The organism is Actinotignum vesiculae, from assembly GCF_051267215.1.
Taxonomy (GTDB): Bacteria; Actinomycetota; Actinomycetes; order Actinomycetales; family Actinomycetaceae; genus Actinotignum; species Actinotignum schaalii.
On sequence record NZ_JBOZGG010000010.1, the window covers coordinates 62504 to 74670 of the forward strand.

A 12167-nucleotide genomic window follows, 5' to 3' on the forward strand; every position below is an offset into this window, starting at 1 on the left:
CGTATGCACTCCTTTATGCTGATGAACAACTACTTTGTTCACTTCCAAAACTAATTCGGGAAGCGCGCGGTGTCAATAGCTATAAGGTAAATCTCACCCGGAGAGCTTTCCGGCACGTTTTACCGGCGGGTTAGTTTTAGGCACAAACAAAGTGGGGTGCGCTGGCGTGAGCCGGTGTGCGGGCCGTTACAGGCCGTTGCGAGCCGTTGCGGGCCAGCCCCTAGGTAAGTTCCGGCTCCAGCCAGGAGTTGGGATCGCCGAGGAAAATCTCAAAATGCTGGAGGCATATCCCGATGGCCGCGGCGGTATTCCCGTGCTCATCGACGAGCAATTCAATATCCTTCCAGCGCGAAGCCAGCACCCGATATTTGAGTTCGGAGCGCAGGATCATCTCCAAGCGAGGGTAGAGGAGGGCGAAGTTTCCACCGAAAACCACCGTGTCGAGATCAAGGAGATTGAGGGCGTTCGCGAGGGCCGATCCGAGGGATACCGCAGCCAGATCAACAGCATCTCTCACACCAGCATCCCCGGCGTCGAACCTTTCTATCAGTTCACCCACGCCCACTTCCCGCTCCAATCCGGCGTTCCGCAAGAGTGCGTCTTGACCCACATACTGCTCCAAGCACCCGTTGGAGCCGCAGCCGCAGCGCGGCCCCGAGCGTTCCACGCACATATGCCCGAATTCCCCGGCCCAGCCGTGCGTTCCTTCGAAGACTTCACCCCCGGCCACCACCGCGGCGCCGATGCCGACCTCACCGGACACGTAAATGAAATCGCGGGTGGCCGAGAGTGCCCCGGGGCGCTGGTAGAGCACCCCGTACGCGGCCGCATCAGCCTCGTTCACGACGATCACCCGGCCAAGATCCGCGATGGTAGCGTGCAGCTGGCTCACCATATCAACATCCGCCCAGCCCAAGTTCGGGGCGGTCACCACGATCCCGCGGCCGCGATCCACCAAACCGGGAACGCATAGTCCCGTGCCCAGCACCGTGGTGCCACGCGGGCGGGCCCACCGCCCCAGCATCTCACTGAGCGTCTCGCACACCAGCTGGGGGGATGCCTGGCGAGAATCACGCTGATCCACCGCGGTGAAAAGAATATTGCCGGCCAGATCCATGACCACCACGGAAAGGTAGGCCAGATTCACTTCCATCCCGATCATGACCATGGTCTGCCCCTTGGCGACCAGGGGATTGGCGGGCCGGCCCACGTGCGGGCGCACCGGGGGTAGCTCCTCGATGAGCTTGACCTCCAGGAGGTAATCGACCAGGCGAGACACGGTGGCACGGGTGAGGCCGGTGCGGGTAGCAAGCTGGGCGCGCGAGGGCGGTTCCGGACTATCCAAAACGGATGCCAACACCGTTTTGGTATTTTCCACCCTCAAGCTCTGCGGTGTTTTCCCGGTTTTGGTCACGCTCCCGACCTCTCTGCCTGCTGGACTTCTGCTTGATTTCCGCTTGCCGAACCTCTGCCTGCTGGGCCACTGCCTGCCCGAGCTCTGCCCGCTGGGTCTTTACCTGCCCGCCCCTCGCGCATCTCATTTATCATAATGGAGGCGCGCCGCTGGATGCGGGCCAGAGCATAGCGCAGACCCTTGACACTCTCCCACCCCCACATTAGTTTTATTTAAGAACAAATACACGGAGTGGTGTACGCCGGGCGAGTTATCCGGCGCTATCTCACCCTTTTCCTCCGTGCCAGCCCGCGGCGTGACACCGCTGTCACGCCACCCACTACTAGGAGAGAATATGCCACTCGTCGCCGGAGTCGATAGCTCCACCCAGTCCACCAAAGTCCTCATTATTGATACCGAGACCGCGCAGATCGTGCGGCAGGGCAAAGCCCCTCACCCGGCTGGAACCGAAGTGGATCCGCAGGCCTGGCTTGATGCGCTGCGCGCTGCAATTGCCGCGGCTGGCGGGCTCGATGATATTTCCGGTATCGCCGTGGGCGGCCAGCAGCACGGCCTGGTGGCCCTCGATGCCGCCGGGGAGGTTATTCGCCCCGCGCTGCTCTGGAACGACACCAAGTCCGCCCCCGCCGCGCGGGCCCTCACGGAAGAATTCGGGCGGGAGTTTTGGGCGCAGGCAACCGGCTCGGTTCCGGTTGCCTCCCTCACCGTCACCAAACTGCGCTACCTGGCTGATGCCGAGCCGGAGAACGCCGCGCGGATTCACGCGATCTGTCTGCCCCACGATTGGCTCACCTGGAAGCTTTCCGGCTCCACCGATCTGCGCGATCTGGCCACCGACCGCTCGGACGCTTCGGGCACGGGATACGTGGATTGCACTACCGACGCCTACCGCTACGATATCCTCGCCGCGGCGCTACGCATCCCCGAATCGGCCGCGCGGGAGATTATTCTGCCGCGCATTGCCGCGCCTTTCGAGGCGGTGGGGAATCTTGACGCACAGTGGCTGAGCAGCGGGACCGCCGCGCGCACGATCCCCATCGGCCCGGGTGCCGGGGACAATGCCGGCGCCGCCCTCGGTTTGGGATTGCGCGGCGGGCAGGCTTCGCTTTCCATCGGAACCTCCGGGGTGATCGCCACGGTCTCCGACCATCCGGTTCAGGATGCCAGCTCGGGGGTCACCGGTTTTTCCGATGCGAACGGCCAGTGGCTCCCGCTCGCCTGCACCCTCAACGGCTCCCTCATCCAGGATTATTTCCGCAGCATCCTGGATGTTTCTTTCGACGAGCTCGGCGAGCTGGCCGAATCCGCGGCTCCGGGCGCGGGTGGAATCACCCTGATCCCTTATTTCCTGGGCGAGCGCACCCCGAATCTTCCCGGTGCCCGCGCACATCTGGGCGGTTTGACGGCCGCGAATTTCACCCGCGCGAATCTAGCCCGCGCCGCCTACGAAGGCCTGGCCTGCCTCATGCGCGGGGCCCTCGAAGCGCTGCGGGCCGGGGGCATCACCATTGATAACGCCATGCTTATTGGCGGGGGTGCCCAATCGCGGGTGCTGGTCCAGATCCTCGCGGATGTGCTGGAGATTCCCCTCGCCCTGCCCGAACCCGGTGAATACGTGGCCAAGGGGGCGGCCTACCAGGCGGCGCGGGTGGCGGGCCTGGACTGCCCGGCCGATGCCTGGGCTCCGCGGATCACCGCCCGCTTCACACCGCGCCCCGGCAACCCGGCCTGGCCCGCTTACCAGGCCTTGGCGCGTACCCTGGAGAACGTGGGAAGCTAAAGGAGGCGCCCGCAGCTGCGGCGTCGTCGTACCCGGGACTACAAGGAAGAAGAACCATGATCGTCACCACTGAACGCGAGTGCGCGGGCCGGACCGTTACGCTGCGCGCGGCCACCCGCGGCGCCACCCTGCTCAGCTATCGCCTGGGCGATACCGAGGTTATCGACGGCTACCGCAACCCCGCTGAGCTGCGCGAACTCAACGGTTTCCGCAGCGCCGTGCTGGTGCCGTGGTCCAACCGCATCCGCGCGGGGCGCTACCCGGCCGCGCTCTATCATGGCGACGACGCCGCCGTGCGTGCTCACCTCCACGCCGAGGTTCCAGTAAACGGCGTTCACAGCGTGCCGGAACCGCTTCCCGATACGGAACCGGGCCTGCACGGCCTCGTCACTACCCAGGAATTCGAGGTCATTCGAGCAGGCGACGGCGTTCTTGAGTTCGCCACCCGCGTGGATGCGAACAGTGTTTACCCCTTCGAGCTTGCCGTAAACATTGTTTACAGCATTGGGGAGGATGGCTCCTTGCACGTGCACTTACGCGCCGAGAACCTCAGCGAGGTAGCCGCGCCGGTCACGCTTGGCTGGCATCCGTATTTCCGGCTCGCCGGCCCGCTGGCGGAGGCGCGCCTGAGCCTGGATTGCCGCGCGCGTATCGCCACCGATGCCGCGCTTATTCCGTACGACGGCGCCGGCGCTTTCGCGCCGTGCGAGCCGCTCGCGGACTCCCCCATCGACCCGGCTACGGATTGGGCCTACGCCCGGCTCGCCGATAGCGCCGGGCCGGACGCGGGTGCGGTCGGGGCTGGCGCCGGTTCGGCCGGTAGCGCGGACGGTGCTGCGGACGGAAGTGCTGACGCACGTAGTGGCGCCGGGACGGGCTGGAATGTGGCGCGCTTGCACACCGGAAATCGCGAGGTTGCTCTGTGGGCGCGCCTGGGTGACTGGCCGTCGAAGAATTTCCATATTTTTGCTGGCTCCGGGCTGGCGCGCGACGCTGGTCAAGCGGTGGCCATGGAGCCGTGCCAGGCACTCCCCAATGCCTTCAACCGGGCCGAGGGCCGCGAAATGCTGCTGGAACCGGGCGCTCGCCGAGAGCTCGAAGCGTGGGTTGTGGTGACGGAGGTTGCTGGCGCGTAGGTGGCAACGCTACGCAGGGGAGCCGAACCGGGGAATCGTTCAGGCGTGGCTTGCGTAGGTGTCGCGGTGTGCGTGGCGCAAAGCTGTGGACGACGCGCCGCTGCGAGCCTTCCTGTGGATAGGCGCTAGGCGGGGGCGACGCGGCTGTTAACGTGGCGCCATGAACGTACTTATAACCGGGCGCCGCGCCGGAATTCTTGCCATCCTCTGTTTCCTTCTCAGTGCATGTGGAGCCGGGGCGGGTGCGCCTCCCCCGGCGCTCTCGTCTGGCGGTGCTTCTAGCCCACCGGCCGCTAGCTCCGCTTCCTCTACCGGGAGCTCCGGTTCCGCTGCCAGCGGGTCAGCAGGTGCTGCCGGCAGCTCTGACTCTGCCGCGCCCGCCGGTTCTCCCTCTGCTCCACCTACCTGGCCGGTGCAGATTCCGGTTCCTGCCCCGCCCGCTCAGATGGCCGAAGATTCCGTGGAGGGAGCCATCGCGGCCGGGCAGTATCTTTTCACCCTCCTCGATTACGCCACGATCACCGGTGATATCGCGCCTCTCACACCGCTGGCCGGAGAGCAATGTGATTGGTGCCAACACCAGGTCGCGAAACGTGAAGAAACGGATTTCCGGCCCCGGCAGGCAACTGTTTTTAGTTTTAGTGATGCGCGGGGGCGGTGGAATGATCCGATAGCGGCCTATACCGTGCAGTTTTCCGTCTCCCACCCGCCTAATCCGGTGGTGAACCGCAAGGGTGCCGAAAAGACAGATCGGGCCGAAGAATTCTTCGTGACCATGCGAATTTTCCGCTCGGGTGATAACTGGGTCGTGGATGCGGTGGGCATGAACGATGACATTTTGGACGGAGGCGTGTGATGAGCCGGTACAGCAGCCCCAGATTTAAGCCGCGCTGGTTCCTGAGGGGCCTCATCATAGGCATGGCCGCGGTGGTATTTCTTGGTTCGTGCACGGTAAGCGCACCAGCCCTTGCCCGCGAATACGAGGACGGTGAGGAACGGATCTATACCGCTCGCACCGATGCCGGCGGAGTGACCGTGGAAGCTCAGGGTAGTTACACCCGGCGTCTGCCCGGTGGGGCGGGCGGTACGCCATCCGGCTCGGGTGGCGCGGATAGCTCAGGCGCGGGAAGCGCTGCCGGCGCGGATTCTGGATATTCCGGCTCCGGGTTCGAAGGCGGCGCCGCTACAGCACGTGGCTCAGGTGCCGGTACAGCCACCGGGCCCTACGGGCTGCCGTGGTCTCGGCGCGCGCTCATCGCCGCGGTTCGGGATACTTCCCTACCGGGGCATGTGCGCGGGGCGGCCGGGATTCTCAGTTGGATACTGGCAAACGGCGCTCCTCCGGCTGACCCGCAAACCGGCGATGCTCCCACCGCCGCGCAGTTGGAGACGATCATTCACACGGAGAGTATCCGGATTGCGGCGGCGAATGCTGAGGCGTGGATGGAACCGGCGCGCGGCTGGGTTGCGATCAACTACCCGGTCCGCTTGCATTATTCCGCGCCGGCCCAGCGCCACACGGTGACCTTGCTCGGCGCGGAGGTGGTTATTGATCTGGTTCCGGTGCGGGCCACCTGGGAGGTGCCCGGCGCAGAAATCACGAGCGGTGCGGGGAGCACGCCCGGCGGTCTGCCACCTAGCCACCACACATCCGGCCGCCCTGCACAGACCGTCCCGGCTCGCCAGCCCTTTACGGAAGTTGTCTACCGCCAGGCTAATGAGGAGGTGAGTGCCACGCTGGTCGTGGAGTGGGAGGCTCGGTACAGCATTGCTGGGCAGAGCCGCACAGTGCCGGAGCTACTCACTACCCGCTCCGAAACCACCCCGGTGATAACGCGAGAGCTCGAAGCCCACCTGATCGGTTAGCTTCGAGCTCTCGGTATCGATATCAGCTACTCCTAGCCCGCGGCCCTATCCGGCCGCTTAGCCAGCGGCCCTAGTTCGCCGCGGCCAAGCCACCTCCGGCAGTCGGAGCGCCAGCCCCGGCAACCGGCCCGCCGCTGGGGCGGGTATTCACGCCGGAGGCCAGGCCCTCCATCTGTGCCGGTTCGTGCGCTTCGATCACGCCGTCCGGTAGCGGCTGGTCGGGCGACTGACCGGTGAAGGTGAAGGACATCGGAATATTGTCCTTATCCACATCCACCACGATGATGTCACCCTTGGAGAATTCGCCGTAGAGCAGCTTCTCGGAAAGCACATCTTCCACATCGCGCTGGATAGCGCGGCGCAGCGGGCGTGCCCCGAGCACCGGGTCGTACCCGCGGTCAGCCAGGAGTTCCTTCGCGTCCTTCGTCAGGGCGATGGAGAGGTTCTGATCCCGCAGGCGCTTATCCAGCTTGCCGATCATGAGATCCACGATCTGCAAAATCTCCGGGCGGCCCAACTGCGGGAAGACGATAATGTCATCCACGCGGTTGAGGAATTCGGGCCGGAAGTTGTTCTTGAGTTCTTCCGCCACCTTCGTCTTCATGCGCTCGTAGGAGGAAGTGGTATCGGCGTCGAACTGGAAACCGGTTTGCACGCCCTTCGCAATATCCTTCGTGCCCAAATTGGTGGTCATGATGATGATGGTGTTCTTGAAGTCCACCACCCGGCCTTGCGCGTCCGTGAGGCGCCCTTCTTCCAGGATCTGGAGGAGGGAATTGAAGAGGTCCGCGTGGGCCTTCTCAATTTCGTCGAAGAGCACCACGGAGAAGGGCTTGCGCCGTACCTTCTCGGTGAGCTGGCCGCCTTCTTCATAGCCCACGTATCCCGGAGGGGCACCGAAGAGCCGCGAAACGGTGTGCTTTTCCGAATACTCGGACATATCCAAGGTGATGAGCGCGGATTCATCCCCGAACAGGAATTCCGCGAGCGCCTTGGCGAGCTCGGTTTTACCCACACCGGTAGGCCCGGCGAAAATGAAGGAACCACCCGGGCGGTTGGGATCTTTCAAGCCCGCGCGGGTACGACGAATCGCCTGGGAGAGCGCGGTCACGGCTTCATGCTGGCCGATCACCCGCTTGTGCAGCTCATCTTCCATGCGCAGCAGCTTTGCGGATTCCGCTTCGGTGAGCTTGAAGACCGGGATGCCGGTGGACATGGAGAGCACTTCGGTGATGAGATCTTCATCCACCACCGAAACGACGTCCATATCCCCGTCCTTCCAGGCTTGCTCGCGGGCATCGCGTTCTTCGCCGAGCTTTTGCTCTTCGTCACGCAGGCCGGCAGCCTTCTCGAAGTCCTGGGCATCAATAGCCGCTTCCTTAGCGCGGCGCGTGGAGGCGATCTTATCGTCCAGTTCGCGCAGTTCCGGCGGCGCGGTCATCTTGCGGATGGCCAGGCGGGCCCCCGCTTCGTCGATGAGGTCAATGGCCTTATCGGGAAGGAAGCGGTCATTAATATAACGATCTGCCAGGGTGGCGGCTGCCTCCAGGGCGTCGTCGGTAATAGTCACGCGATGGTAGGACTCGTACCGGTCCCGCAAGCCCCGCAAAATATCAATCGTTTGTTCCACGGTGGGTTGTTCCACCTGGATGGGCTGGAAACGCCGTTCCAGCGCGGCATCCTTTTCAATGTACTTACGGTATTCATCGAGGGTGGTTGCCCCAATGACCTGGAGTTCCCCGCGGGCCAGCATCGGCTTGAGCAGCGAGGCAGCATCCAGGGCACCTTCCGCGGCGCCCGCGCCCACCAGGGTGTGGATTTCGTCGATGAAAAGAATGATATCCCCGCGGGTATTGACTTCCTTGAGGATTTTCTTCATGCGTTCCTCGAAGTCACCGCGGTAGCGCGAGCCGGCCACCAGAGAACCCATATCGAGGGAATACAACTGCTTATCCTTGAGGGTTTCCGGAACGTTACCGGCGGCAATGGACTGGGCCAGGCCCTCCACCACCGCGGTTTTACCCACGCCGGGTTCGCCAATCAACACCGGGTTGTTCTTGGTGCGCCGGGAGAGCACCTGCATGACCCGCTCGGTTTCGGTATGCCGGCCGATCACGGGGTCAAGTTTGTGGTCACGCGCGGCGGCGGTGAGGTTGCGCCCGTATTGATCGAGGACCGTAGAGCCGGCCTTGGTGCCTTCGCGCGGGCCGCCACCCACCCCCACGGCTTCCTTGCCTTGGAAACCGGAAATGAGCTGGCTGACCTGGTTGCGCACGGTGGACATATCCGCGCCGAGCTTGATGAGGACCTGGGCGGCCACGCCATCCGCTTCACGGGTGAGCCCGAGGAGGAGATGTTCGGTCCCGATATAGGAGTGGCCCATTTGCAGCCCCTCGCGCATCGCGAACTCGATGACCTTCTTGGCGCGCGGCGTGAAGGGAATATGACCCGAGGGCGGCTCCTGGCCTTCGCCGATAATGTCGATGACCTGCGTCCGCACGGACTCAAGCGTCACCCCCAGGGCTTCCAACGCCTTCGCGGCCACCCCTTCGCCCTCGCGAATGAGGCCGAGCAAGATATGTTCGGTCCCCAGGTAGTTGTGCTTGAGGTTCCGTGCTTCTTCCTGCGCGAGCACGATGACCCGCCGAGCGCGGTCGGTGAACCTTTCGAACATAACTCTCCTTGCACTTGCAATCTTCTAAAAGAGTAACGGCCCTCAGCCCGGGAGCCGTCCCCTGTTCGCCAGTGGCATGAGTGTGTGGCTCACATTTTGCTGAGGGAAAAAGCCGAATTCGCGCGGAAAGTGCTGTTATCGATAAGATTTCTGAGCTTATTTCACTATCGCCGGGCCTTTGGACCCACGCCCGCAACGTATTGCCGCGAGGTAGCGCGCTACTTTAGGCGCCCGCGGATTCCACCTCAACGAGGAGCGTGAAGGGGCCGTCATTGACGAGTTCCACATCCATCATGGCCCCGAATTGCCCGGTAGCAACCTCCAGCCCGTACGTTTCCCGCAATTCGCGCACGACCGCTTCGTAGAGCGGATCGGCAACCTCCCCGGGCGCGGCCTTGGACCACGAGGGCTTGCGGCCCTTGCGCACATCCGCGTACAGGGTGAATTGCGAAACGAGCAGCACGGGCGCCTGGGCTTCTTCTGCGCTGCGCCGGCTATTCGGATCATCGGTGCCGTCCGCGGCACGCAGCACTTTCAGCTGCGCGATTTTCCGCGCGACTTTCTCCACTTCCGCCGCGCCATCCCCGTGGGTCACGCCCAGGAGCACGCACAGCCCCGTGCCGATCTGCGAAATCACGGCGCCGTCCACCGTGACGGACGCGCGCTTAACGCGCTGAATAACTGCTCGCATTCTTCCTCCTTCGTGGTGTTATTGGTACGACGACGCAGCTAGGCCCTGCGCCTACCCAGCTTTACCAGGACCCACCCCCGCGCCCGCGCGAGCCGCGCCGCGGGCCCATCCGCTGTTCTTCGGGACCCAGGTAGTAGAGCGCCCCGTAGGCCGCCCCGAGCATGAGGAAAGGCTGGAAAGGTAGGCGAATGGGTGTGAAAAGCACAATCCCGGTGACCAGGGCGCAGCCGAGCAGCACCCCGCTCCAGAACTTTTTATCCTTGCGGGCATAGCGAAAATCCGCATCCGGCCGGCGCAGGCAGGCCACCAGCGCCCACACCATAAACGCGAGAATCGCCAGCTGGATCACAAAAAATATCCCGTTGCAGATATCCGTGACGAGCCGCAAGGTTGTTAGGTTCATGATTCTCCGTCCTCGTGCTAAACGTGGTGCTCGCCCTCATTCTAATCACGGCCTACGACACTTTTTTCGCCGCTTTCACGAATGGTCACCGCCACGGGCGCGTGCGCAGGTAGAGGAATAGGTTCGACGCCGCAGCGGAATTCCCCGACCCGCACCGCCCCCAGCGCCGTTGGTTCCCTGACCAGCGCGAGGGCGAGCGGCCCTTCTTCCCAATGCCGCGCCGCGGAGGTCACACAGCCCACAACCGCCCCATCGGGCTGATTCGTTTCCGTTTCGACCGCCGCATTCCCGCTCGCTCCACCACTCGCCACATCGGATCGCTCCGCGAGTACCTGCGTGCCCTCCTCGGGCAGGTCGGCCGCGTCCGGACCTTCTAAATACAGGCACGTCAGGCTCCGCCCCGCTTCCCCGAGCTGGCGGATACCGCATTCCCCGGATTCGCGGGTACCCACTAGGCCAGATCCGTATATATCAGCCAAGCTCGCCCCCGCGCGCGCCGCCCGGAAGAGATCCGGGCGGCGCGCGGCGACCCGGTAGGCGACCCAGGCGAATAAACCTACCGGACTCATGCCGGCGGCCTGCCCGGCCCGGGCCAGCACCTCAATGTCCTCGACCAGGAGAATCACCGTATCGCTGCCCGGCCACCAGTCTTCCCAGAAAGTGGCGGATAGCCCAGGCTGGCCGTGCATGGCCGCACGGAGGCGCGCGGCTCCTTGCGTCGTCGTACCTATGGCTATGTAGTTGGCTGGGCACATACCACAATCGGGCCCGCCCGGCGGGCTCAGGAAAATATCCGCGCCACTGCCCGGGCAACGTAGTAGGGCGCTGAGAATCCGGCCCTCGGCGTCGCATTCCAGCACTTCGCGTGCATGCTCAACATCCGGGCATGCCCTAGCGGCACCGCGCAGCACCTGCCAGTGGGAAAGGTCCACGAAGCCGCGCCCGGCTTCCAGCTCGCGCTGTTCCACATTGGGATTGGTGTAGAAAGCGGCCACTCCGGCTGCCTCCCCCTCCCCGGGAACCGCGCCGGGCCAGCGCAGCAGCGGGCTGGGTATCACGATTCTGGCTGAGCTTCGGGCGTTGCGGACTTCGGCTCCGCTTCCGGGCAATCGCTCAGACGCTGGAGGCGGCCGGCCATGTAGCTGCGCATATCCGCCCCGAAAGCCGCCATATCGTAGGCGTAGAAAAGCTCGGATTCCACGTAGCCGCCCATGATTTGGCCGCCGGTGTAGCTCGCGGCGGTGGGGGTGGCGGCGATGGCGTCCGCGACGATCTGGAATTGCGGGCCCTTAATAAAACCGGCCCAGGTCATGGCGTGCCCGGCGGAGGTGGCGATCATGCCTTCCAGTACGAAACGGCCCTCTGTGCCCTGGAGGTTATTCGGGGAAACGCGCAGGTAACCCTCAAAACTCGACCACAGCTGGCCTTTGGTGAGGGCCGCGTACATCCGCCCGCCTGGCACCTCGCGATCCACCGCCCCGGCCGGCTCTTGGGAAAGCCAGGTTGCTGAACGCAAACGCAGGTAGGGGCCGTGGTCATCATTATCGATGCGCAATTCGTGGAGGTAGCCGGCCGCGTCCACGCCCTCGTATTCGAGGAGGCCAGCGCCGCGCCAGGTATCAACGAGCCAGGCCATCGGATAGGTTTCCGGGCTGAGATTTTCAGGGATTGCAAAGACCATATGCTCAGGTTACCCGCCACAGCCCATAGCTAGTGTCATTTTCCCACGTCGGAGCAAAAAAGTCTTCATTTTTCACGCTTGGCCCGAAAGCGCGACGAAAAGTTTCCGATTGGCCGCGCTCTTGTTATTCTGAAGCCACGGTGCCGGACCTTGAAAGCCCCGGGCTCCAACTAGCGCCGCTACGAGCGGCATTCGCGCCGTCAGGCGCTCTCAGGTCCGGCACCCTTTTTCCTACCACTCGTCACTTTTCCGCCACTTTTCTACCGTTGCGTGGGGTTAATAGACAAAAGGGGCTGCGGGCGGGGCTGCGTGGCGTTGGTTTGGATTCGGTCCGGAACCGTATGAACCGTGCGCAGAAACAAAGTGTGCGCAAGAGTACCGTTTCAGGGTAATTTCGTGTCTCTTATGCACATCCTGTGGGAGGCGATGTCCCGGACTCACACTTTGCCTCGCCGACCCGCGGCTCCGGCGAGGAAGGTATATTTTTCCGGGATGTACTTCGCATGTACGACATATGAAGTA

At 63.7% G+C, this 12167-nt stretch carries 10 protein-coding genes; 4 read left to right on the top strand and 6 right to left on the bottom strand.

What is annotated here, in order from left to right:
• Window positions 1–220: 220 nt before the first annotated feature.
• The gene (locus ACRQHG_RS06535) at window positions 221–1357 is read right to left on the bottom strand and encodes an ROK family transcriptional regulator (RefSeq protein ID WP_435713523.1); all 1137 of its coding nucleotides are present in this window, start codon (window positions 1355–1357) and stop codon (window positions 221–223) included.
• Window positions 1358–1748: 391 nt separating this feature from the next.
• On the opposite strand from ACRQHG_RS06535, the gene xylB reads away from it, so the two are divergent.
• From xylB to ACRQHG_RS06555, 4 genes are all read left to right on the top strand, one after another.
• Window positions 1749–3194, top strand: a complete 1446-nt coding sequence (gene xylB, locus ACRQHG_RS06540) for a xylulokinase (RefSeq protein ID WP_435713524.1) — start codon at window positions 1749–1751, stop codon at window positions 3192–3194.
• Window positions 3195–3250: 56 nt separating this feature from the next.
• The gene (locus ACRQHG_RS06545) at window positions 3251–4330 is read left to right on the top strand and encodes an aldose 1-epimerase (protein ID WP_435713525.1); all 1080 of its coding nucleotides are present in this window, start codon (window positions 3251–3253) and stop codon (window positions 4328–4330) included.
• Window positions 4331–4490: 160 nt separating this feature from the next.
• Window positions 4491–5186, top strand: a complete 696-nt coding sequence (locus ACRQHG_RS06550; protein WP_435713526.1) for a DUF6318 family protein — start codon at window positions 4491–4493, stop codon at window positions 5184–5186.
• Between the two features lie 62 nt (window positions 5187–5248).
• Window positions 5249–6196: a hypothetical protein gene (locus ACRQHG_RS06555; RefSeq protein ID WP_435713527.1), complete on the top strand. Its 948-nt coding sequence runs from the start codon at window positions 5249–5251 to the stop codon at window positions 6194–6196.
• Between the two features lie 70 nt (window positions 6197–6266).
• On the opposite strand, the gene ACRQHG_RS06560 is transcribed toward ACRQHG_RS06555, so the two are convergent.
• From ACRQHG_RS06560 to ACRQHG_RS06580, 5 genes are all read right to left on the bottom strand, one after another.
• Window positions 6267–8870, bottom strand: a complete 2604-nt coding sequence (locus tag ACRQHG_RS06560) for an ATP-dependent Clp protease ATP-binding subunit (RefSeq protein ID WP_435713528.1) — start codon at window positions 8868–8870, stop codon at window positions 6267–6269.
• Window positions 8871–9093: 223 nt separating this feature from the next.
• Window positions 9094–9561, bottom strand: coding sequence for a D-aminoacyl-tRNA deacylase (dtd, locus tag ACRQHG_RS06565; protein ID WP_435713529.1), 468 nt, complete (start codon window positions 9559–9561; stop codon window positions 9094–9096).
• 61 nt (window positions 9562–9622) lie between these two features.
• Window positions 9623–9964: a DUF2516 family protein gene (locus tag ACRQHG_RS06570; protein ID WP_051278341.1), complete on the bottom strand. Its 342-nt coding sequence runs from the start codon at window positions 9962–9964 to the stop codon at window positions 9623–9625.
• 41 nt (window positions 9965–10005) lie between these two features.
• On the bottom strand, window positions 10006–11022 hold the full coding sequence (locus ACRQHG_RS06575) for a hypothetical protein (RefSeq protein WP_435713530.1): 1017 nt from the start codon (window positions 11020–11022) through the stop codon (window positions 10006–10008).
• The gene (locus ACRQHG_RS06580; RefSeq protein WP_435713531.1) at window positions 11019–11645 is read right to left on the bottom strand and encodes a heme-binding beta-barrel domain-containing protein; all 627 of its coding nucleotides are present in this window, start codon (window positions 11643–11645) and stop codon (window positions 11019–11021) included. Before ACRQHG_RS06580 ends, ACRQHG_RS06575 begins: the two co-directional genes overlap by 4 nt.
• Window positions 11646–12167 lie beyond the last annotated feature (522 nt).

Excerpts from the sequence above, each read along its gene's own strand:
- ACRQHG_RS06570 (WP_051278341.1), bottom strand. The coding sequence starts at position 9,964 with ATGAACCTAACAACCTTGCGGCTCGTCACGGATATCTGCAACGGGATA.
- dtd (WP_435713529.1), bottom strand. The coding sequence starts at position 9,561 with ATGCGAGCAGTTATTCAGCGCGTTAAGCGCGCGTCCGTCACGGTGGAC.
- ACRQHG_RS06550 (WP_435713526.1), top strand. The coding sequence starts at position 4,491 with ATGAACGTACTTATAACCGGGCGCCGCGCCGGAATTCTTGCCATCCTC.
- xylB (WP_435713524.1), top strand. The coding sequence starts at position 1,749 with ATGCCACTCGTCGCCGGAGTCGATAGCTCCACCCAGTCCACCAAAGTC.
- ACRQHG_RS06580 (WP_435713531.1), bottom strand. The coding sequence starts at position 11,645 with ATGGTCTTTGCAATCCCTGAAAATCTCAGCCCGGAAACCTATCCGATG.
- ACRQHG_RS06560 (WP_435713528.1), bottom strand. The coding sequence starts at position 8,870 with ATGTTCGAAAGGTTCACCGACCGCGCTCGGCGGGTCATCGTGCTCGCG.
- ACRQHG_RS06555 (WP_435713527.1), top strand. The coding sequence starts at position 5,249 with ATGGCCGCGGTGGTATTTCTTGGTTCGTGCACGGTAAGCGCACCAGCC.
- ACRQHG_RS06545 (WP_435713525.1), top strand. The coding sequence starts at position 3,251 with ATGATCGTCACCACTGAACGCGAGTGCGCGGGCCGGACCGTTACGCTG.